The 20,269-nt window shown below is 64.8% G+C and carries 22 protein-coding genes; 13 read left to right on the forward strand and 9 right to left on the reverse strand.

Going from position 1 to position 20,269, the window contains the following annotated elements:
* The first annotated feature begins 38 nt into the window (after positions 1–38).
* The 5 genes from NP3_RS01890 (at position 39) to NP3_RS01910 (ending at position 3,860) form a co-directional block, all read left to right on the forward strand.
* The gene (locus NP3_RS01890; protein WP_063037129.1) at positions 39–920 is read left to right on the forward strand and encodes a sterol desaturase family protein; all 882 of its coding nucleotides are present in this window, start codon (positions 39–41) and stop codon (positions 918–920) included.
* A 16-nt stretch (positions 921–936) separates the two neighbouring features.
* On the forward strand, positions 937–1,236 hold the full coding sequence (locus tag NP3_RS01895) for a DUF6412 domain-containing protein (protein WP_063037131.1): 300 nt from the start codon (positions 937–939) through the stop codon (positions 1,234–1,236).
* An 88-nt stretch (positions 1,237–1,324) separates the two neighbouring features.
* Entirely contained in the window at positions 1,325–2,203 is an 879-nt protein-coding gene (gene yidC, locus NP3_RS01900; RefSeq protein WP_063037133.1) for a membrane protein insertase YidC, read from the forward strand.
* 303 nt (positions 2,204–2,506) lie between these two features.
* Positions 2,507–3,157 carry a slipin family protein gene (locus NP3_RS01905; RefSeq protein ID WP_063037135.1) on the forward strand — a complete coding sequence of 217 codons (651 nt, stop codon included), beginning with the start codon at positions 2,507–2,509 and terminating at the stop codon, positions 3,155–3,157.
* Between the two features lie 76 nt (positions 3,158–3,233).
* Positions 3,234–3,860 (forward strand): hypothetical protein, encoded by a 627-nt coding sequence (locus NP3_RS01910; protein WP_063037137.1) that lies wholly within the window; start codon positions 3,234–3,236, stop codon positions 3,858–3,860.
* Between the two features lie 131 nt (positions 3,861–3,991).
* On the opposite strand, the gene NP3_RS01915 is transcribed toward NP3_RS01910, so the two are convergent.
* Positions 3,992–4,396 (reverse strand): hypothetical protein, encoded by a 405-nt coding sequence (locus tag NP3_RS01915; RefSeq protein WP_063037139.1) that lies wholly within the window; start codon positions 4,394–4,396, stop codon positions 3,992–3,994.
* A gap of 187 nt (positions 4,397–4,583) precedes the next feature.
* Entirely contained in the window at positions 4,584–5,207 is a 624-nt protein-coding gene (locus tag NP3_RS01920) for a hypothetical protein (protein ID WP_063037140.1), read from the reverse strand.
* A 265-nt stretch (positions 5,208–5,472) separates the two neighbouring features.
* Here NP3_RS01920 and NP3_RS49755 point away from each other — a divergent pair, with 265 nt between their 5' ends.
* The 4 genes from NP3_RS49755 (at position 5,473) to NP3_RS01940 (ending at position 9,787) form a co-directional block, all read left to right on the forward strand.
* Entirely contained in the window at positions 5,473–5,670 is a 198-nt protein-coding gene (locus NP3_RS49755; protein ID WP_063037141.1) for a hypothetical protein, read from the forward strand.
* A gap of 244 nt (positions 5,671–5,914) precedes the next feature.
* Positions 5,915–6,661 (forward strand): PucR family transcriptional regulator, encoded by a 747-nt coding sequence (locus NP3_RS01930; protein WP_063037142.1) that lies wholly within the window; start codon positions 5,915–5,917, stop codon positions 6,659–6,661.
* Between the two features lie 81 nt (positions 6,662–6,742).
* Positions 6,743–9,034 carry a serine/threonine-protein kinase gene (locus NP3_RS01935; protein WP_444980774.1) on the forward strand — a complete coding sequence of 764 codons (2,292 nt, stop codon included), beginning with the start codon at positions 6,743–6,745 and terminating at the stop codon, positions 9,032–9,034.
* A gap of 447 nt (positions 9,035–9,481) precedes the next feature.
* A complete protein-coding gene (locus tag NP3_RS01940) occupies positions 9,482–9,787 on the forward strand; it encodes a hypothetical protein (protein ID WP_063037143.1) in 306 nt (101 codons plus the stop codon).
* 357 nt (positions 9,788–10,144) lie between these two features.
* On the opposite strand, the gene NP3_RS01945 is transcribed toward NP3_RS01940, so the two are convergent.
* Positions 10,145–10,543 carry an Rv0313 family protein gene (locus tag NP3_RS01945; protein WP_063037144.1) on the reverse strand — a complete coding sequence of 133 codons (399 nt, stop codon included), beginning with the start codon at positions 10,541–10,543 and terminating at the stop codon, positions 10,145–10,147.
* A 200-nt stretch (positions 10,544–10,743) separates the two neighbouring features.
* On the opposite strand from NP3_RS01945, the gene NP3_RS01950 reads away from it, so the two are divergent.
* Complete coding sequence (locus tag NP3_RS01950; RefSeq protein ID WP_063037146.1) at positions 10,744–11,187, forward strand: pyridoxamine 5'-phosphate oxidase family protein; 444 nt, start codon at positions 10,744–10,746, stop codon at positions 11,185–11,187.
* Positions 11,188–11,191: 4 nt separating this feature from the next.
* Here NP3_RS01950 and NP3_RS01955 read toward each other — a convergent pair whose 3' ends face one another.
* Positions 11,192–12,106, reverse strand: a complete 915-nt coding sequence (locus tag NP3_RS01955; RefSeq protein WP_157123991.1) for a hypothetical protein — start codon at positions 12,104–12,106, stop codon at positions 11,192–11,194.
* A 475-nt stretch (positions 12,107–12,581) separates the two neighbouring features.
* Between NP3_RS01955 and NP3_RS01960 the strand changes: the two genes are divergently transcribed.
* On the forward strand, positions 12,582–15,287 hold the full coding sequence (locus NP3_RS01960) for a midas domain-containing protein (protein WP_063037150.1): 2,706 nt from the start codon (positions 12,582–12,584) through the stop codon (positions 15,285–15,287).
* On the opposite strand, the gene NP3_RS01965 is transcribed toward NP3_RS01960, so the two are convergent.
* A complete protein-coding gene (locus NP3_RS01965) occupies positions 15,239–15,580 on the reverse strand; it encodes a hypothetical protein (protein WP_063037152.1) in 342 nt (113 codons plus the stop codon). The two genes, NP3_RS01960 and NP3_RS01965, sit on opposite strands and share 49 nt — an antisense overlap.
* 151 nt (positions 15,581–15,731) lie before the next feature.
* On the opposite strand from NP3_RS01965, the gene NP3_RS01970 reads away from it, so the two are divergent.
* Positions 15,732–16,172 carry a hypothetical protein gene (locus NP3_RS01970; RefSeq protein ID WP_157123992.1) on the forward strand — a complete coding sequence of 147 codons (441 nt, stop codon included), beginning with the start codon at positions 15,732–15,734 and terminating at the stop codon, positions 16,170–16,172.
* Between the two features lie 254 nt (positions 16,173–16,426).
* Here NP3_RS01970 and NP3_RS01975 read toward each other — a convergent pair whose 3' ends face one another.
* Entirely contained in the window at positions 16,427–16,804 is a 378-nt protein-coding gene (locus tag NP3_RS01975) for a nitroreductase family deazaflavin-dependent oxidoreductase (protein WP_063037156.1), read from the reverse strand.
* Positions 16,805–16,881: 77 nt separating this feature from the next.
* Between NP3_RS01975 and NP3_RS01980 the strand changes: the two genes are divergently transcribed.
* Positions 16,882–17,391 (forward strand): NUDIX hydrolase, encoded by a 510-nt coding sequence (locus tag NP3_RS01980; protein WP_063037158.1) that lies wholly within the window; start codon positions 16,882–16,884, stop codon positions 17,389–17,391.
* Positions 17,392–17,605: 214 nt separating this feature from the next.
* Here the strand turns inward: NP3_RS01980 and NP3_RS01985 are convergent, their stop codons facing one another.
* The 3 genes from NP3_RS01985 to NP3_RS01995 are packed head-to-tail and all read right to left on the reverse strand — an operon-like array spanning position 17,606 to position 20,234.
* Positions 17,606–18,286, reverse strand: coding sequence for a TIGR00266 family protein (locus NP3_RS01985; RefSeq protein WP_063037160.1), 681 nt, complete (start codon positions 18,284–18,286; stop codon positions 17,606–17,608).
* A 27-nt stretch (positions 18,287–18,313) separates the two neighbouring features.
* Entirely contained in the window at positions 18,314–18,688 is a 375-nt protein-coding gene (locus NP3_RS01990; RefSeq protein ID WP_063037162.1) for an arsenate reductase family protein, read from the reverse strand.
* Positions 18,689–18,701: 13 nt separating this feature from the next.
* Positions 18,702–20,234, reverse strand: a complete 1,533-nt coding sequence (locus NP3_RS01995; protein WP_084508020.1) for a glycosyltransferase family 39 protein — start codon at positions 20,232–20,234, stop codon at positions 18,702–18,704.
* Positions 20,235–20,269 lie beyond the last annotated feature (35 nt).

The raw sequence follows: 20,269 nt of genomic DNA on the forward strand, positions 1-20,269 counted from the left end.
TCAAGTCATTCCGGGCACGGCCGACCAGGCTTGCCCCCATGACCACCATTACCCGCACGCCCGCACAGCGTCTCGCGCGCTACGGCTATGCGCCCTTCATGCTGATCGGCCTCAACGGCGCCGGTATTGCGCTGAGTTCCTCTGGCGCGCCGAAATTCTCGTTATTGCTCGTACTGGCGGTCGCGATCGTCGTCTCGTTTCTGGTGGAGCGGCTGATTCCGTACCAGGCCGACTGGAACCACGATCTCGATGACACCGTGCGCGATCGCATCCATGCCTTCGTCAACGAAATTCTCATCCTGCTCAGCGTCGCGGCGATTCCGCTGCTGGCGGTCATCGTGCCCGCTCCGGACAGCTGGCCGATCTCGTGGCCGTTCCTGTGCCAGGTTCTGCTTGCCATCCTGGTCGCCGATTTCGGCATCACGACGGTACATCTGGCCAGTCACAAAATCGGACTTCTGTGGCGCTTCCACGCGGTGCACCACAGCGTCAAACGCTTCTACGGCCTCAATGGTTTGATGAAACATCCGCTGCACCAGACCATGGAGATGGCCGCCGGTGTCGCACCGCTCATCCTGATCGGCCTGCCATCGAATGTCGCGGCCACCCTTGCACTCTCGGTCGCCATCCAGCTGCTGCTGCAACACTCCAATGCCGACTACCGGATCGGGCCCGCCAAATATCTGCTGGCCTCGAGCGAGGGCCATCGCTTCCATCATCTGAAGTCAGCTGGTATCGGCGACGTCAATTTCGGCCTGTTCACCCTGATCTGGGATCACCTTCTCCGCACTTACTCCTACGATCCGGCTCGACGCTTCGGCACCGACGATCTGGGTATGGCGGCCAAACCCGACTACCCAACCGGCTATATCGACCAGTTCGTCTATCCGTTCACACCGGACGGCGGCTGTGCAATGTAGTCGGTAAGCTCTTGGCATGTTCTCGCGGGTACACCTCATGGCGTTTGCGGTCTTCGCACTCGTCGTACCCGCGCTCGCCCTGGCCGCGGCACCGTCGAATGAACCGGCGGCACTGGCCGTCTTCGGCGTCATCGCCGCGTCGCTGACCTTGACGCTGCTCGCCCTGCAGAGCACTCGACGTATCCCGATGGCCCTGGCCCACTCGGGTCCGCCGCCCTCGGCGCAGCGTCGCCGACGGGGTTCCTTCCTGCGTCAGAGCAATCCGGACACCGCTGGACGTCCGCGCCCACGAGCACCTGGTTCGGTCACCGCTTAGCGATCACTCGCCGCCTGGTCTCCAGGCGATTCGGCTGACCTTTCCCATCGACGTGCGTATCCGCGCGTTCCCACAGTCAGGTGCTCTCATGCTCGACTTCATCTATTACCCGGTGTCCGCCATTCTCTGGGTATGGCACACCGCCTTCGCCGCCGTCCTGGGTCCCGCAAGCGGACTCGCGTGGGTACTCGCGGTGATATTCCTCGTGCTCACCCTCCGCGCCGCGCTATTCCTGCCATTCCTGAAACAAGCGCGCACCCAGGCGGCTATGCAGCGGCTGCAACCACGCGTCAAAGCCATGCAGCAGAAATACAAAGACGATCCGGTCCGCAGGAATACCGAAATCCAGCAACTCTACAAGGACAACGGCGTCAATCTCTTCGCGAGCCTGATTCCGATGATCGCCCAGGTCTTCGTGTTCATCGGCCTGTTCCATGTGCTGCGTTCATTCGATCGCACCGGGACCTTCGATTACCTGCCGTTCGGACGCACCGCGGCAATGACGCCCGAACAGAACGCCGCGACCGCGAATTATCTCTTCGGCCCGAGTGATGTGCAGTCGTTCCTGCGTGCCGATCTGTTCGGCGCACCCCTCTCGGCAACACTCGCCGGTGCAGGCGAACTGGCGTCGACCGTGGCGCTCGTCGCCCTTCCACTCATGCTGATCGCCGCTGTCGCAACGCATTTCACCGCGCGCGCGTCAATGGATCGGCAGACCGGGGCGACGCAGTTGCCCTTTATGCGCACGCTCAGCCTGTGGGTCTTCCCGGCGGCCGCGATTCTCGGCGGCGCATTGCTGCCGGTGGCGATCCTGCTGTACTTCGTCACGAACAATGCCTGGACGCTCGCGCAACAGCATTTCGTCTACCGCCGCCTCGATGCCGAAACAGCCACCGAGGCAAAGCGAGTCGCCGCGACCCGGGCGAACGCCGCCCCCAAACCGGGCGTGAAACCGAAGCGGCGATAAATCATTCGCGTACCCGTACCGCGAACCCTATGGTTGTTCCAGGTCGAGTCAAGGGGCGCAGCGGAATCTCCGCACCCGCGTTCCCCGTGTCGGGCTCGGTCTCGCACCTGGCGAAGGGCTCCAAGCCTGGATGGGTTCGATTCCCACTGCGATGTCACCCGGTTCCGGTCGGATACGGCAAACGGCTCTGCGGGCTCCGCGGCTACGGCCGCGGGACGCCCCCGCCGCGAACCCGTGACCGGAACCGGGTGACATCCGAAACAATCAGGTAGCCAACGACACACGGTACGGGAGGAGTGAAACATGTACACGACGGTCATGGAGTGGCAGCGAACGCTGCTGTACCGCGACGGCACACTCGAGCGAGTACTCGAGCCGGGACGCCACCGCTACGACGCCAAGCGCTGCACGCTGATCGTCGTCGACATGCGGCCCCGGCTGCTGAATGTCGGCGGCCAGGAACTGCTCACCCGCGACGGACTCTCACTGCGGGTCAGCTACGCACTGAACTGGCAGGTCACCGATCCAGAGGCGTTCACCACCGGTGCGCAGTACCCGGAAAGCGTGCTGTACGCGGCGGTGCAGGATGCCGCCCGCCGGGCCGTGGCAAGCCATTCCCTCGACGAACTCGTCACCGACCGCACGCTACTCGTCGGGGACATCGCCGAAATCACCACGACCGTAACAGGACTCGGCATGCGCATGGACGCACTCAACGCCCGCGACCTGATGCTGCCCGGCGAACTCCGCAAGGCAGCACTGGAAACCGTGCTCGCCAAGGAACGCGGCCGGGCCGAGCTCGAACGAGCGCGGGCGGAAGCGGCCGCACTACGGTCACTGGCCAATACCGCGCGACTGCTCGAGGAACACCCGACACTGCTGCGACTGCGCACCCTACAGGTCGCAACCACTCCGGGAACACAGGTCGTGCTCGACCCGCGCGAGCGCACGTGAGCTGAAAGCCCTTATGGGGCGCCGGAATGGACAAGCGGGCAGCAGCCTGTTCGCGGCCACCCTACACTCGACGCACATGGATGCTCTCGACGGAGGTGATCGGCGGTTGAACCCCAGGGACCCGCGCGACCAGCACACCGCACATTACGAAGCGGGTTATCAGCCGGGGAACTACCGTGACCCCGCGTACGGCCAGGATCACGGATACAGCCCAGACCATGGATACGGCACGTATCAGCAGTCCGATTATCCGGACCGGCAGTCTCGGCCACAGCAGGGGCCCGACGTCAACATCGGAATGTTCGTCGGTGGTGTGTTCGCGGCGGCGGTCGTGACCGCGCTCGCGGCTTGGCTGTGCGCCTGGATTATCGAGATCATCGCCACCCGGGTTACCGAGACCGGCAGTTTCGGGGTGTGGAACCCGATGTCCCAGGACGCGTACTGGTTCGCGGCGGTGGCCTTCATCTGCACGCTGCTGGCCGGGGTGCTCTGGTATCTGCTGCGCCTGGGCACTCCGTCACCGGAATTGTTCTTCAACTGGATCGTCGGAATCCTCACCGCCGCAGCGGTGATCATTCCACTCGCGCTGTCGAGCCACCTCTGGGTGGGTATCTCCACGGCGGTCGAACATTTGGTGATCGGGCTCCCCATCCTCAGCATGGTGGGCATGGTGGGGGCCAAGAGCGTCGTAAACCAGCGATGACCGGTCCGCTTGAAATGCTGAAATCCCTTGCAGTACAAGGGATTTCAGCATTTTTATTTACATCGCCAAAGGGACGCCGCAGCTGATCGTCTTACCCGGTCGGCTACCAGCTGTACTGCGCCCCACCTCCATCAGGCTGCGTCGAGGGCCGCGGTGATCTTGCGGGCCATCACCGCCGCGGCGGGGCTGGTCTCACCCTTGCGGGGCCCGGCGGCGGCTTCGACGGCGACCAGGACCGTGTCGCGGAAATTGCCGGCCTCGCGCAGGTCCTGCTTGCCAAGCAGGCTCGCGGCCGCGGTCAGGGCGGGCAGCACCTGGTCGGCGAGTTCGGCGACGGATTTACCTTGCAGGTGGATGTCTTTGGACTTGGCGGCGAGCACGTGTCCGACCAGCCCGGTCGCCGAGGTCAGGGCGATCGAGGCCTGCGCGATGCCCTTGTGCGGCGCACCGGAGGCGGCCATCAGCGACACGGCGCCGTAGGCGGCGGTGCGCAGGGTGCTCTTGTCCTGGTCGGTCAGGGTGATAGTGATCGACATGTCGTGTACTCCTCGAAATCGGTTGTGGCGCCGACTGGAACCCTGTCGGTGCCGGTCGTCTTGTTCGATGTGAACACTGTCGCCGGGCTGGCTGACACCGACCTGACACACACCTGACACTCCCACTGACACCGCGATCGAGCAGTTCCTCATGCTCGAGTACTGCTCGTCGGCGCCGCTCCCACCTTCACACAAGATTCGGCAGCGCCGCGGGAAGCATCGAATCATCAAATGGCTGAAGGGGTTTGATCAGCGGTGCGAGCAGCTCACCGGCACGCTGAGCGGTGAGTACCTCTTCGGGGGCGAGTTCGATGAATTCTCGCTCGGATGTTTCGAACTCCCACACATCCTCGCCGATCAGCCTGCAGCGATCGTCATAGGGCCACAGCATCATGCTGGAGGTGCGAACCAAATACATCGCATCGGGGTCGATGCCGGAAAATCCCTGAGCAAGTTCGGCGCCGACGGTCTGCTGGTAGATGATGGCCCGCGAGACGACCATGTGGTCACTGACAGCGACCTCTTCGTTCTCTGCATAGAAGACGCATTGGTCGGTTTCGGTCCACGCCCGGTACACGGCCCGCACCTGATCGACGCCCTCGAGTCGCAACTTCTGCCCCAAAAGATCGAATCGGTAGACAGGGTTGCCGACGGTCATCTCCGGCTCGAAGATCTCCTCGAAGCGCCCGGCCATCTCCAGATAGCGATGCCGGTTGTACGCCTCCAGCAGGTAACGATGCCTCGGGTTCTCGGTCGACGCGAGAGCGCGATCGACCGCGACATTCGTCTTGGTGATGTCCATATCGAGCATCGATGGGGTCCTTCTGTTGCTGGGTTCTGATGTGAAGCGATGCCGGTGAACTGGACGGCTGACGAGTGCCCTGCCGCGTCGTCCGTGACGTGTCCGCGGGTACCGCCGTGCCAGTCGATCGCTGATGTCGAAGGTAGGAGACTTGGCTCACATCCTCTCGGCCCACCGCGACAACATTGCGGGCACCATTTGTGGCGCCAGCACAGTTCTCCGGCCACCACCGCCGAGGTTCTCACGCCGCTCGTCGGCGTCGCCTGTGCCTCGGATGGATGTCGGGGAAGCCTCCGACGAGTCCGACTCCAGCGTGGTCGACCAGCAGATCCACATCGTCGAATCGAGCGCGGGCGGCCACGGCGAACTCGTTCATCTGATCGGAATCCGACACGTCCACCCGAGAGGTGACGACCGCACGCCCGACGCGCCGAATGGCGTCAGCGGTATCTGGCCAGGCCCGCCTCGTTGATGTCGCACAGTGCGAGGTTCGCGCCCCGATGGGCACACAGGAGAGCGAGTTCGCGGCCGGATACCGCTGCCGACGCCGGTGATGGCCACGACCCGGCCGGTGAGATCTGAGGTATCGATCCGCGATGGAGAGCCGAGCATGTTCGGAGGCTAGGGCGCAGCCGCGGCGGTCTGCTCGTATGCCAGCACCAGGATTTTCGCTGCTCGTTGTTGCGGGGCGACAATCGCGCGTACATCCTGCCGTCATGGAGGTCGAATGGCCACCGGCACGTGAACCAACCGGGCAGCGGGCCTGGCGGGATGTGCTGCGACCGGTTGCGGTCGAGATGACCGCAACTGCCGGTGATCTCGCACAGCGCGCGGTCGCACGGATGCAGGCCGAGTGCCCGGAGCTGTACCCGGACGCGCAGACGGTCGAGGAGAATCTGGGTCAGCACCGAGGCGAGCATTCGGCAGCTGGCCGACATCATGGAACTCGCCAAGGATCCGCGGCGGGTGGAGCTACTGCCGGACAGCGCGCCGACCGGCCGCTGGATCTTCCGCGCGGCCTCCGGGTGGCGGTCGGCGAGTCGGACCGAGGACTGGACGGCTTCCGCCGCACCTACATCGAGGCCATCCACGCGCGGCGGGTTGCGTCGCTGATCGGGCCGCGTGCAGACACGCTCACGCACTGTCGCAGCGTGGCCGTCGCGGCGCTCGGTACCGCCGATCCCGAACTCGCGCTGGCGTTCGTCACGGATGTGCTGGGGTCGTTGGCCGACAACGACGACGCCACCCGCCGCATAGCGATGACGCTGTCGGCCTATCTGGGAGAGAACCGCAGCCGAAACCGTGCCGCCGATCGCCTCTCGATCCATCCGAACGCGGTCAGCTACCGAGTTCGCCGAGCCGAGGAACTCCTCGGTCGCAGCGTCGACATCGACACCCTCGACCTCCGGGTGGCCCTGGCAATGCTGCCCGGCCTGACCCGGCCCCGGGCGACCGAACTTTGACAGACCGCCCGGCGTCCCCCGGCTGGCCAGACCCTCGCGCCCACTGTCCTGGCAGGAAATCCCTGGTCGGGGCTCACCGCCATGACAGACTGCATCTTGGAGATGCCTTCTGGGAAGGACCGGAGGATCGGAGCGGAGTTGGAACCGACGACGAATGAGTCGGATGCTGTCCACCGAACTCGCACCTTGCTGGCATCGGTTGTCAGGCGGTTCGCCGACACCTGGGATGAGACCGGTGCACCGCCGGACCTCGCGGAATATCTGCCGGATGCGCCCGGATTGCGGCGGATGTGTCTGATCGAGCTGATCAAGGTCGATCTGGAGTACCGATGGCTGCGCTACGACCATCCGAAGCGGCTCGCCCAGTACTGCGCCGAATACGCCGAACTGAGCACCGGGCCGACGCCACCCGATCTGGCCTACGAGGAATTCCATGTACGACGCCGGTCCGGACGCGACCAGGATCCCGACACGCAGCCGACCGAAGTGGATGCCACTGCGCCGACCGGGTCCGATATCAACTACCGCAGCACACTGATCGCCCCGCCGCGGTCTCTGGAAGCGCTCAGCGGGATCAGCGCCGGTGCGAGCGTGGACGACTTCGACCTGCTCGTCGGACTGGGCAGCGGCGCCTTCGCACGGGTATTCCTGGCGCGGCAACGGTCGATGCAACGGCTGGTCGCGGTGAAGATCTCGTACAACCGCGGCACCGAGCCGGAGACGCTGGCGCAGCTCGATCACGAATACATCGTGCGGGTCTTCGATCATCGGCTGATCGAGAACGGCGAGCTCAAATTGATGTACATGCAGTACCTTCCGGGCGGCACGCTGCTCGGGGTGCTGAATCTGGTGCGCGCCCGATCACCGGACCTCCGCAGCGGCGCCCTCCTACTCGACGCCGTCGATCACGCCATTCAGGACCGAGGCGGCATCGTCCCAAGTGAGACGGGTATCCGCGGCGATATCGCCGGATACTCGTGGCCGGAGACGGTGGCGTGGCTCGGCAGTAGGCTCGCCGAAGCACTCGACTACGCCACACGCAGCGGGGTGTTGCATCGCGATATCAAACCCGCCAATGTGCTGCTGACCGCGGAAGGCATTCCGAAGCTCGCCGACTTCAATGTCAGCTTCAGCAACCACGTGGCCGGAACCAATCCGATGGCGTACTTCGGTGGGTCACTGGCCTACATGTCCCCCGAACAACTCGCCGCCTGCCATCCGGAGCTGCCGACCACCGCCGAAGATCTGGATCTGCGCAGCGATATCTACGCGCTCGGCGTCATGCTGTGGGAACTGCTGACCGGCCGCAGGCCCTTCGACGACGAACCACTGGCAGGTGAATCCGAAACCTCGCTGGCACGCATGCTGGAGCTGCGGCAGCAAGACATCGAACCACGATATCTGTCCGAGCTGCCGCCGGACTGCCCGCCGACCCTGCGCCGAGTGTTGTTGAAATGCCTTGCGCCACAGCGGGACAACCGCTGGTCGAGCGGCGCCGAGCTGGCACAGCAGCTCGAGCTTTGCCTGGACCGTCGCGCCCGCGATCTCGTCGATCCGCAAGGAAGCAGTCTGCGTTCGAAAGTCGGTCCCTGGTCGCTGGGGGCGATCGTCACCCTGGCCAGCGCGACCGGAGGGTTCCTCGGTGTGCTGTACGGCAACGTGCACAACAGAGCCTTGATCGAGGCGTGGATTCCGGACGACCAGCGACAGTCCTTGCGGGCCATCAACCCGGTGCTCGAGCTGATCATCCCCCTGCTGGTCCTCATCGTGACGAACTACCTGTGCCGCAGGGTCTTTCTGGTGGTGTGGCGCGGACTGAGAAAGGGCCGGACGTTCACCCCTGAGATTCTGGCACTGGCACGAAGGGACACCCTGTCGGTCGGTGACCGAGTCGCCTGGGTCGCATTCGCCGGGTGGAGCGTCAGCGCGATCGTGACCACGATGGCACTGCTCAGCGACACCGACCTGTCCCTCGGCCAGGTGGTGCACTTGTCCGCTTCACTGCTCGTCTCCGGCGCGATCGCCGTCGCCTACCCGTTCTTTCTCGTTACCCTGTTCGTGGTCCGCGCCATCTACCCCCGTCTTCTCCCGTACGGCAGCACACCCGAGGACCACGACAACCTCCGCGCCCTCAGCCGCCGCAGCACCCGCTACCTCGTAGTCGCCGCATCTATTCCATTGATCGGCGTCATCCACGGCCTGATGTTCCTGAAACCGGACGAGGTCGCCCTGGTCACCGATTCGATCCGCTGGCTCGCCATCGCAGGTGTCTTCGGCTTCATCGGCAACTATTGGCTGCACCGGAAACTCGAGGATGACCTGCAAGCATTCCAACGCACCCTGTCCGGCAGCTCGCGGCAGAACCAGCGCTGACCACCGTGCCGATACGCCAGAACAGCGCAGCGACGCCGCCAGTCCTATAGCACAGCAGGTGAGAGACGAGAGCGGTTTGCGAATGTTTCCCGCCGTCGCTCGGCGCGACACCTCGCCAGGTAACGCCGGATCGCCGTGATGCCAGCGAGCCCCGAGCGCGTCGGCGGCTCGAGGTCGCGCCGTGCCGGGATCGAAGGTCCGCTGCGAGATCGGGTCCGCCGCACGCCATTACGCGGCACCCTCGATGAAATCAACCGAATTTGATCATGGAATTCACCGCCGGAATGAAGATCAAATGTGTTACATCGGTATTATTTATCGTTAGCCGATTATTAACGGTGATTATTCACACAATGAGAGAGGTGGATTTGCAGATTTCTTCTTCATAACATTTGTGGTGCACGCCGTGATGGCGTCGTTATCCATCTGTGAAAGGAAGCTCCGTAGATGTTCTCTCGCAAGGCCCTGGTCGCCGCCACCACCGTCTCCGCCGCCGCCCTGTTCTTCGGCCCGGTCGCGATGGCCTCCGCCGCTCCCTCCGCCCCCTCGGCTGGCACCGGCTCCGCTGGCACCGGCTCCGCCTCGGGTTCGGCCGACGGCGGCTCATCCTCGGGTTCGGCCGGCTCGTCCTCCGGTTCCGCCCTGTTCGACTCGGGCAGCTCCGCCGTCGACCACGGCACCACTGCCATCCTCAACATCATCAATTCGATCACCGGCGCCAGGGACCTGACCCAGCCGAAGCCCGCCTCCTGATTCGGTCTCGGTAGACCACCGCTTCGTCCGAGTCGCCTCTCGAGGCCGGGATTTCCTTCGTGCCGCTACGCTACACATCGGCGTGTACGCGCTATTGCAGTGAATTTGCCGGAATCAAACCGTTCATTCGCCGTGTCGAGTAGCCACGGCTGGGTGAACTGTGACTATTCCTTTTGCCTGCCAACGAGATAGCCCTCCGCGCGGTGCGTGCGGGGCTTCCTTGAACACCGGGTTTCGTGCCGTTCGGAGAACTCGCCGGACGGCCCGAAATTTCCGAAAGAGTTCGAAACGCAACACATCGTGGAGGGACGCGCGTCCCGCTCAGCGGTATCCGCGCGCTCGCCTGTTGCGGTGCCGTCAATCCGAGTTCCGCACCTGGGTGCCCAGCACGGTTGTGGGGACACCGTAGGGCAGGAACCGCACGCGACGGCGTTCGTCGGTATTGTCGCGATGCGCACGCAAAGCCTCGAGCTCGCTCGGAAAAACCTGCTCGACCCTGGCCTCGCTGGCATCATCGATGCTGTAGATGACCCACACTCCACTGTTGGTCTCGCCGGTGGTCTCGCCCTCCGGCTTCGGTGGCCGCGTGCGCTCCGGCTGAACAAACTGTCCCAGCAGCGACGCCAGGGTACTCCCGCTGGTGCGATCGATGTATTCGCTGGCCTTTCCGAGCAGGTCACGGAATTCGATCCCCGCCTCTCGCAACGCGCGCTCGAATTCTTCCGGATCGAACCCAAAAGGCCTGTCGGGTGCCATCACATTGCTCCTGGAGTCGACTTCGGCGCTACGCCTTCAGTGTCCTCGCGTAATTCCGACTTCGCCACGTCCGGCGATGATCACCGCGCGACGCGGCGAACTCGTCCCACCGGATCGGCTGTACCAGGCCGTGTGTTCGAGGTCGCACGGATTTGCTTCGGCACGCCCGCATTATCGCCCGCGCTCCGTAGACTTCGGCCGTGACCGATATCGCGGACTTCGCTCGGCTGATCGCCGGTGATCGTGGCCTTTGCGTCGTCTCGACGTCGCGGGCCGATGGCACTGTTCAGTCCTCGCTCGTCAACGCAGGAGTGTTGGCGCACCCGCGGACCGGTGAGCCCGTAGTGGGCATGGTGATCCGCGGTGGTACACGCAAATTGGACAACCTCCGTGTTCGGGCGCGGATGACGGTTGTCGTCCGTGTCGGGTGGGTGTGGGCGACTGTTGAGGGATCGGTGTGGATCGCCGGTCCCGACGACCCGGTGCCGGACATCGACGCCGAACGGCTGCGGCAGTTGCTGCGGGAGGTTTTCACTGCGGCGGGTGGCACCCACGACGACTGGGACGAATATGACCGGGTCATGGCTGCCGAGCGCCGCGCAGTCGTTCTCGTCGTCCCGGATCGCATCTACGGCAACGGCTGAGGCGCTATCCGCTGCCGCCGCGGTAGATAGTCGGCATGGAGCCCAGGTCGGCGAAGTTGAGCTTGTTCTGGCCGTCGGTGCCGAACCAGGCGACGTAGGTGATCCCGTTGACGGTCGCGACCGCGGGTGGCCACGGGCTGGTATCGGCGAATTTCCACCGCTGCGCTTGCCCCTCGTTCAGGTTGTCGATATCGAAGAGCATGTAGATATTGGTGTTCTTGCCGGTGTAGCCCGCCACGTAGCGGCCGGCGAGGGTGAAAAGGTTCGGGCCACCGATGAGCCGATCGCTGAAGGTGGCCCGACCGGGCGGGACATTGACGCCGATGTAGCGCGCGTTCAGATTGTTCGCGCTGTCCATACCCGTCCATGCCAGGAGCACCCCCTTGGCCGGATGGATCACCAGCCCCGGAGTATCCACGCTTTGCTCGGCGGGTTCCGGGGTCATCCCGTAATAACTGAACGGTGGATTCTGCGATTTGACCGCGCTGAGTACCAGGTTGCGCTGTGCGGTGTAGCTCAACCACAGTGAGACGTTGTCGGACTGCATCGCAGGCCCGCCGATCGATGGCTCCAGCCACTCGCGTCGATCCTGGTAGTCGACGCCATTGTTCGACCACGCGAGCCACATCCGACCGTCGGTGCGCGTATAGCCGAGGTAGAGCAGCCCGGTGTGGGCATGCGAAGCCAACGCTGGGCGCTGCAGGCTGAAGTCCGACGGCAATGGCTTCGCATTGACAACTCCGTCGGCTTCCATCCCCGACGCTACATACATGGTGCCGCTCTGTGTCGCCCACACCAGTACCAACTTGTTGTTGTATACCGTCAACGCGGGCGCGGCTGTCGGCTGATCAGACGGCCACAGTGTGCGTCCTGTGAACATGAGTTCCCCCAATACATTTCCGGAGTCCGAACCACTCATGGGGCAGCGTAGGTTCCGCTGCGTGCGAAGTCAGGATTTCGTGTCGGCCAGCGGACCGCATTCATGGAGAGAGCGGTCGACATCGGCAATCCGCACCGTCGGTGCGGTCGGCGAGCAGCAGCGCCGTCGCTCGGACTATTCGGTCGAGCACGACCTTGCGGCTTGCAGGGTTGACCATGATCGGGTGCGGCCAGTTCGCGCCGACCGAACTTTCCTTGACACAGCAACATTTCAGCATCATCGGTTTAGGTGAGTCGTGCGTGTGTGGTCGCGTGACAAGACGCGCCCGCACGGAACAAGCCAGCACGACGTCACCGGCATTTCGGGTCACAGATTGGTGTCGACTGTGTACTTCTGCTGAATTGCGTACCAGCACCGCCGGATTCGGAGGCAGCAACCTCGATCCCGTGCGACGCTGTAGGCCCCCGAGGCTCGAGCCGGGGAACTATCGCAGTGTTCGAAAGGGCAGACAATTATGACAACGACCGACGACCGGGCGCACACCACCGACGACGCCGAGGAGGAGACGACAGCTACCGACGGCGAGGTGGCGGTGACCGAGCCGGAAACGGCCACTTTGGCCGAGGTCGAAGTGCCCGCAGCGGGCGAAACCGCGCTCGCTGGGGATGAAACGGCGGCTGAGAGCGAAGCGGCGGATGCTGAAGCTGAAGCAGCCCAGGAGATTACGGTCTCGGTTGCCGAGCACGATTCGGCAGCCGAGCGGGAGCCCGCAGCTGCGACCGAGGGTACCGAAGCGCCGCAGGTCGAATCCGCATTTGCTGAGAGTGAACTGGCGGAGGGTGAGACCGTTGCCGACGCCGAGGCGGAACCCGTAGCTGAGGCACCCGAGGCCAGTGAATCCTCCGCCGAGAGCGATCTGGTTGCCGAGGGTGAGGTGGTCACCGAAACCGCGGCAACCGAGGGTGAGGCAGCCGAAGACGAGTCCACAGCCGAAGACGAAGTGCCGCAACCCGACTCGACAGACGAGGCCGGAGACGAGGTTACCGACTCGGAAACGGAGGCGACCGCCGACGAGGGCGCAGCCGCCGAGGCTCAACCTGAAGCTGAGGCCGAAGCTGCGGCGTCGGTGGCGGAAGCCGAGGGTGAGGCAGCCGCCGAAGATGAAGTGCCGCAACCTGACTCGACAGACGAGGCTGGAGTCGAGGCTGCCGACTCGGTCCAGGAAACGGCGGCGGCCGAAGACGAAGCCATCGCCGAGGCTCAACCTGACGCTGAGGCCGAAGCTGCGGGGCCGGTCGCGGAAGCCGATGCTGTTGCCGACGAGGCTGAAGCTGAAACAGCAGGCGAAGATGAAGTGCCCCAAGTCGAGGCCGCGGATGCGGCTGAGGAAACGGCGGCGGTGGACGCCGAAGACGAAGTCGCTGCCGAGAGTGAAGCCGACGACGCCCAACCTGACGCTGAAGGATCAGCCGACGGTGCGGAGTCGGTCGCGGAGGCCGCTGTCGCTGCTGCGACTGAGGCCGAAGCAGTCGCCGAAGGTGAAGTGCCGGAAGCCGAACCGTCAGTTGAAGCCGAGATCACGGGGAACGCGGACACCGGCGAAGGCGGAGTGACGGTGGCCGACGAGGAGATTGTCAGTGCCCCCGGCGAGGTAGCTGAAAGCGGTGCGGACGTCACGACCGAAACACCGGCCGAGACGGACGTCACCGCGGAAGACGGCGATGCGGTAGTCGCCGAGGTGGAACCGACCGTTGCGGAGGATGCGGCGGCCGAAGAGGAGCAGGTCGCTGCGGCGGAGGTGGTCGCTGGAAGCGAGGCACCCGCACACGGCGAGAAGGCGCCCGAGGCTGAAGCAGTTGTGGGCGCAGCCGACGAAGAACATGCGGCCCCCATCCCCGAGGCGGAAGCGTCCGACGTAACAGAGCTGGCGGACGAGGCAGCCGTGGCGGAGTCACCCGATGCCCAAGCCGCCGGGGTCTTCGAAGCGGTTGAACAGGGACAGGTAGCAACCGAGGGTGAGCCACCAGCGGCGGCCGAAGCCGAAGCGGAATCTGCCGCAGTTGGTGTGGAAGCGGACGAATACGCAGCAGCAGCTGACGACGAGGAGACCGAAGCCTCCGCCGAGGCGGTCGCTGCCGAAACCGACGCACCAACCGAGGACCACACGGTGGCCGAGGTCGGTGACATCGCGGTAGCTGAAGAAGAGAGCGTGACCCAGTCCCCCGAAGTGGAATTCGCCGCCGAAGCAGACGCGATAGCCGAGGAAGAACCCGCGGTCGCGGAGACACCAGAACCAGAAGCCGAACCCGTGGCCGAGACCGAACCGGTGACCGAGGAAGAGCCCGCGGTTGCGGAGACACCAGAACCAGAGACCGAACCGGCGGCTGAGGCTGAACCCGAAGCGGAATCTGCCGCAGTGGGCGTGGAAACGGACGAATACGCAGCAGCTGACGACGAGGAGACCAAAGCCTCCGCCGACGTCGCCACTGCCGAAACCGGCGCACCAACCGAGGACCACACGGTGGCCGAGGTCGGTGACATCGCGGTAGCTGAAGAAGCGAGCGCGGCCCAGTCCCCCGAAGTGGAATTCGCCGCCGAAGCAGACGCGATAGCCGAGGAAGAGCCCGCAGTCGCGGAGACACCAGAACCAGAAGCCGAACCCGTGGCCGAGACCGAACCGGTGAGCGAGGAAGAGCCCGCCGTTACGGAGACACCAGAACCAGAGACCGAACCGATGGCTGAGGCTGAACCGGTGACCGAGACCGAGCCCGAGGCAGAGGTCGGGGTTGCGGAACGTGAAGAGGCAGCCGCGGGCGAAACCATTAGTGAGGTCGAGCAAGAAGCTGAGGACGCGGGCAGTCCCACCGAGAGTGACGTAGCCGAAGATGCGATAGCGACCGACGTCGAGACAGGCGTCGAGTCCGAAGAGGAAGTGGGATTGGTGGCGGTCGGAACAGAGGATCTGGTGACCTATTCGAGTTCAGTCGTCCTGGCCACCGAGAAACCGGCATCCGCCGGTGAGGGTGCAGCGGCGAGAATCAGCGATCATGCGGCGATCATCAGCGATCAGGCGAGGATCATCGCGAAACTTCGGCGAAGGGTGACGGTTCTCGAAACCATGATCAAAGCGCAGGAGGCCCAAGCCCACTCGCTGGTCGGACTCGCGACAACCTACAAGAACGAATTGTCCAGTCTCGCAGCAGATCTCATGGATCTCTGACCTGCCACCACGAAAACACCGGGAAGCGCCTGCACGCTGTAGAGCCCACGGCGCTTCTCGGCCGATCCGGCGAGGGACAACACGATCTCCGCGCACACCACGATCAGGTGCGCGGCCGCCACCGAAGTGACATCGGCGGTGCCGATGAACACGGGATCACGGGCACGAATCGATGCCAGGCCGCGCACGTAGTGGTCGAACTCTTCCGGACACAGTTCGACACGAAAGCCGTTGCACTGCAACGGCTTTCGCTCGTCTTCCGGCAGGGACCCGGCACGATCGGAACCGGTCACCGAATCGGACCCGCCAGCGCGATCATCAGCACCGGGCTGCCCGAACCGGCGTCCCGCATACGGCAGCAGCCTCGATTCCCCTTGCGCGCGGATCAGCCGAGTTCGAACGACCGACTTCCCATATTCATACGCACATGCTTACTATATGCACATGCGTACTATCGACATTCCCGAACAGCCATTCGCGGACGGCATCGTGCTCATGCCGTGGAAACCCGGTCCGCGCCACGACATTTCCGGGCGTGTGTTCGTCAGCGTGACCGACTTCCTGGCCCGGTCCGAGGAGGAAGTCCGCAGCATCTACGAGATCGGGCTCGAACTGGGCAACACCTGGCCGGTCATGCAGGGCGCGGTGGGCCTGTGGCTGTGGGGCAGGCCCACCGCCCGGCGCGGCGGATCCATCACGGTGTGGGAATCCGAACAGGACATGCGCCGATTCGTACGATGGCCGGTGCACGCCAAGATCGTGCGGGCCTGGCGCGGCAAGGTGGGCATCGGCACCGACTCGTGGCAGGCCGACCACTTCGAACCGCGACAGGTACTGGAACGCGCGCGGAACACACTCGAACTTCCACATCGCAACGCCGCATAACCCCGATTGAAACAACCGCCGTACCGCAGGCCCCTATCAGCCGCGTTCGTAGGTGCCGGTCAGGTCCATGCGCCCGAACGCGAAACCCGAGTCACCGATGACGCAAGGCCTGACCACACGCAAGCCGACGCGTCACAACCCGATCGCCCCGAATGGCCCTCGCTACAAGCAACACCGAGCGCCGACCAGACGTGAGAGCGCTGCGCGCAATTACAACGCGGGAATGCATGCACGCAGGTGGCGCTCGACCCGCGCTACGCCGGATGCGCCTGCAGATAGTCCGTCGCCGACATCACCTTCAGCGCCTGCCGAACGCCGAGTGGCGCCCACGCTGCCGACGCATCGTGCACAACCACCGGATCGATGAGCAGCACGACGGCACCCCTGGCCTCGAGCTCGAAACCGCCCGCGGCCGTGATGTTTTTGACCCAGTCGACATCGCGGCCGTAGGTGAGCGCGATCCGGTACACACCGTCGTTTTCGAACGCCCACACCGGAGTTCTATAGGCCCGCCCGGATTTTCGTCCCTTGTGGACGACCATGCTCATCGGTGGCACTTTCCCGGCCAACCGGCCGAGGATCGGGTTCGTCACGTGCCGGTTCATTTTCGCCAGTGTGCGCGGAAGCACCATCTGGGGCGGTCCTCTCTCAGAGTGGCGTGCGGAGATCAGGTTACTCTCGACCGGTGTTCGTGCACCCTCAGTCGGAGATGATCGCGGTCTATGACGCCACGGGCCGCGAAATCGGCGCGGCCGACCGGGCCACCGTCTATCGCGACGGTATCTGGCATGCCAGTGCGGGTGTGCTCGTTCGCTCCGGCGACGGCGAACGCGTCTATGTGCACCGCCGCACCGATACCAAGATGGTCTTCGCCGGTATGCACGACTGCCTGGCTGGTGGTGTCGTCGATCCCGGCGAGACCCCGGCGCAGACCGCGCTCCGTGAACTCGCCGAGGAACTCGGCATCGTCGTGCCCGTCGACGCACCACCGCTGCCCCTGCGGGCCAGCGCGTCCTGGGACGGCATCTGGCAGGGCGCACCGATGCGCTGCCATCTGTTCGCCTACGAGTTGCGCTACGACGGGCCCATCCGGCACCAGCCCGAGGAGATCGTGGACGGCTCGTGGTGGACCGATGCCGAATTGCGCGCACATCTGGCCGACCCGACCTGGCCGTTCGTTCCGGACACCCGCATCCTCACCGACCAGTTGCTGGGTTGAAACGCCATCGGCCCACCAGGTCGAGGACCTGATGGGCCGATGAGCCTGCGTTCTGTCAGGCGGCGCTACCGCTCATAGCACCCATGACCTGGGTGAAGAGGTTCGCGACGACTTCGAGGAGCTCCATGTACATTCCCTTGCTGGACCCGATATGAAAGCTGCATTCTGCATGAGCTAGGTGTCCAGCAGGTAAGAGGGTCGTGAAAACCGGTGACTAACCCGAGGACGCCACCGACCCCGCCCAAGCGGCGAAGGCGCCCGGATTGCGGGTCTGCAGCAGCACTCGGCCAGGGCCGGTGAAGTCGAAGACGAAGCCCTCGCCCGACTTCAACGACTGGATCGACCGCCCGGATACCGCGCGCCGGATGGTGAAGTTCATGGCCAGGTCATAGGCCACCACATGGCCGGTATCGATGGTGATCGGCTCGCCCGGCTGCAGATCGATCACATCGATCGCGCCGAACACGCCGACGACCACCTCACCTTCGCCGTGCGCGCGCAGACCGAAGCCGCCCTCGCCGCCGAACAGATTCGCGAAACCGCCCCACTTGCCCTCGACCTGCACGCCGTGCGAGTTCGCGATCCAACCGCCGCGGCTGATGAAGAACGGCCGATCGGGGGTGATCTGCAGGTTCAGCATGTCGCCGGGCAGTGCGGGCGCCACATCCACCCAGCCGCCCTGCGGCGGCGCGGTGAAGGTCGAGACGAAAAATGATTCGCCCGCCAGCACCGAACGCTTCAGCCCGGCGAGAATGCCGCCTTCGGCCTTGGCCTGCAACGAAACTCCCGCCGAATGCGCGACCATGGCGCCGCTCTCGACCCGCATCGGCTCGCCGCCGGCCAGGAAGCACCGCGCGACCGCGGAGGCCGGACTATGACGCAGTTGTACCTTCATAAATGCCGACCCTACCGGCTATTTCGGCTACGAAGGGTCCAGCGATTCCAAGGTCTGCTCATCGCGCGCGACGACCGCGCCGCCGTCGGGTGTGAGCACGATCGGCCGCTGGATCAGCTGCGGATTCGCCGCCAGCGCCTCGATCCAGCGCTCCCGGTCCGCGGCGGTGCGTCCCCAGCCGGATATGCCCAGATCCTTGGCGATCTGCTCACCGGTGCGGGTGATATCCCACGGCTCGGCGCCCAGCCGCTTCAGCACGGTCCGCAATTCCGCCGCCGTGGGCGGATCGTCGAGGTAGCGCCGGACCGTGTACTCCACGCCCGCCTCGTCCAAGTGTGCGGTGGCATTGCGGCTCTTGCTGCACCGCGGGTTGTGCCAGATCTCGGTTTGCCCAGATGTCATGGTCGCAGCGTACCTACAGGTGCATCCAGGTCGGCCACACCTGCGACCACCGGTGGCGCAGGCCGGTGCATTTCCACACAGTGACGTTCTGGGTGTTGCCCGGATAGCCGATTCGGCTGTCCACCTTGGCAACTGGTTCGACGTGGTCGAAATCCCAGTGCAGGAAGGCATCGTTCACGCCGACGGCAATGACAGCCGAGGCATTGTCCGGTGGCACGCCGAAGTAGCCGAAACCGCGGCTCGGACTGTAGATCGGTGGGAGGCGATCGCGGTCGAATTGGTCGAGGGCGCTGGCCTGCCAGTAGGTGTCGGTCACGATGACGGCGTCGGCGCCTTCGGCCGCGCTGAGCGATTCATAGGCCTGTCGAACGGCGGAAGTCAGTTCGGGCCAACCGAATTCGCCGTACACGCCGATATTGATGGCGGCCTCGGCGTCATCGGCGGGTGGCTGGACGTGCGCGGCATCGCGCCACGGCGTCGACCACAGCACATAGCCCGTGGCCATGGCGGCAAGTATCACACCGGCCACTGAGACCAAGCGTCTCGGTGCGGGATTCAGGCGATCCGCGAATTCGACGAGACCGACCGCACCCGCCGCGAGCACCACCCCGAACATTCCGGCGACGTAGTAGATCCGGCCACCGATCACCAGGAACACGGCGACGAGACTCAGCAGAGTCACGCCGAGGAACCGGTACGGCCGCAGCGAGGCATTGCGCAGCAGTGCCCATACGCCATAGACCAACAGCACCGCTCCCAGATACCCCGCCAGCAGCACCGCGAGCGGCACGAACAGCACCCGGCCGCCGAGTATGCCCTGTTCGCCGCTGATCACCTCGCCCATCGACAGCTGCGGCCAATCGTGGCGCGCCTGCCAGATCAGCGACGGCGCGGTTGCCGCGACCACGATGACCCCGCCGAGCCACAGCAGCGGCCGCCGGACCAGTTCGCGCGGCCCGAAGATCAGCGAACTCACCGCGACGCCGATCCAGAAGAACGGAATCAGCCATTTCACCTGCATATCGACCGCGGTCACCAATGCGGCGCACAGCAGCAGGCGATCGCGGCGGGTCCGCACCCAGCGCACCACCAGCCAGGTGATGATCACCCAGAGCACGGTGTCGACCGCGTTGGTGGTCAGCATTTTGCCTTGGAGCAGCAGAAACGGTGAGGTCGCGTAGCCGAGGGCGGCCAGCACCTGGGCCGCCGCCGCGCCGCCGAGTTCACGCGCGATCACCGCACACAGCACGATGCCGAGGACGGTCAGCGCGACAACCGGCAGCCGCAGCACGAAGAAGTTTCCGGGTGTGATCGTGTCCATCGACCGCGCCAGCATCGGCAATACCGGACCTTGATCGGCATAGCCGAACGACGGCCGCCGACCCGCCGCCAAAAAGTAGAGCTCATCGCCGAAGTAGTCATAGCGGCTGGTCGAGAACACCAAGACGGCCGCGGACGCGGCGGCGATGACACCGACGCCCACGGTCGCCATCGGCGGGCGCGCCTCGGCGGCGGTCAACTCCTGACGATCGGCGATGCCGGTCACGTCAGCTCCTGCGGAGTTGCGAGGTGGACCGCAGG

Origin of the sequence: Nocardia pseudovaccinii NBRC 100343 (assembly GCF_001613225.1) — a bacterium.
GTDB classification, from domain to species: Bacteria; Actinomycetota; Actinomycetes; order Mycobacteriales; family Mycobacteriaceae; genus Nocardia; species Nocardia pseudovaccinii.

What these genes read in the sequence shown, in the direction of transcription:
- NP3_RS01890 (WP_063037129.1), top strand. Translation starts at nt 39, where the DNA reads ATGACCACCATTACCCGCACGCCCGCACAGCGTCTCGCGCGCTACGGC.
- NP3_RS01895 (WP_063037131.1), top strand. Translation starts at nt 937, where the DNA reads ATGTTCTCGCGGGTACACCTCATGGCGTTTGCGGTCTTCGCACTCGTC.
- yidC (WP_063037133.1), top strand. Translation starts at nt 1,325, where the DNA reads ATGCTCGACTTCATCTATTACCCGGTGTCCGCCATTCTCTGGGTATGG.
- NP3_RS01905 (WP_063037135.1), top strand. Translation starts at nt 2,507, where the DNA reads ATGTACACGACGGTCATGGAGTGGCAGCGAACGCTGCTGTACCGCGAC.
- NP3_RS01910 (WP_063037137.1), top strand. Translation starts at nt 3,234, where the DNA reads ATGGATGCTCTCGACGGAGGTGATCGGCGGTTGAACCCCAGGGACCCG.
- NP3_RS01915 (WP_063037139.1), bottom strand. Translation starts at nt 4,396, where the DNA reads ATGTCGATCACTATCACCCTGACCGACCAGGACAAGAGCACCCTGCGC.
- NP3_RS01920 (WP_063037140.1), bottom strand. Translation starts at nt 5,207, where the DNA reads ATGCTCGATATGGACATCACCAAGACGAATGTCGCGGTCGATCGCGCT.
- NP3_RS49755 (WP_063037141.1), top strand. Translation starts at nt 5,473, where the DNA reads ATGGATGTCGGGGAAGCCTCCGACGAGTCCGACTCCAGCGTGGTCGAC.
- NP3_RS01930 (WP_063037142.1), top strand. Translation starts at nt 5,915, where the DNA reads ATGGAGGTCGAATGGCCACCGGCACGTGAACCAACCGGGCAGCGGGCC.
- NP3_RS01935 (WP_444980774.1), top strand. Translation starts at nt 6,743, where the DNA reads ATGACAGACTGCATCTTGGAGATGCCTTCTGGGAAGGACCGGAGGATC.
- NP3_RS01940 (WP_063037143.1), top strand. Translation starts at nt 9,482, where the DNA reads ATGTTCTCTCGCAAGGCCCTGGTCGCCGCCACCACCGTCTCCGCCGCC.
- NP3_RS01945 (WP_063037144.1), bottom strand. Translation starts at nt 10,543, where the DNA reads ATGGCACCCGACAGGCCTTTTGGGTTCGATCCGGAAGAATTCGAGCGC.
- NP3_RS01955 (WP_157123991.1), bottom strand. Translation starts at nt 12,106, where the DNA reads ATGAGTGGTTCGGACTCCGGAAATGTATTGGGGGAACTCATGTTCACA.
- NP3_RS01960 (WP_063037150.1), top strand. Translation starts at nt 12,582, where the DNA reads ATGACAACGACCGACGACCGGGCGCACACCACCGACGACGCCGAGGAG.
- NP3_RS01970 (WP_157123992.1), top strand. Translation starts at nt 15,732, where the DNA reads ATGCGTACTATCGACATTCCCGAACAGCCATTCGCGGACGGCATCGTG.
- NP3_RS01975 (WP_063037156.1), bottom strand. Translation starts at nt 16,804, where the DNA reads ATGGTGCTTCCGCGCACACTGGCGAAAATGAACCGGCACGTGACGAAC.
- NP3_RS01980 (WP_063037158.1), top strand. Translation starts at nt 16,882, where the DNA reads ATGATCGCGGTCTATGACGCCACGGGCCGCGAAATCGGCGCGGCCGAC.
- NP3_RS01985 (WP_063037160.1), bottom strand. Translation starts at nt 18,286, where the DNA reads ATGAAGGTACAACTGCGTCATAGTCCGGCCTCCGCGGTCGCGCGGTGC.
- NP3_RS01990 (WP_063037162.1), bottom strand. Translation starts at nt 18,688, where the DNA reads ATGACATCTGGGCAAACCGAGATCTGGCACAACCCGCGGTGCAGCAAG.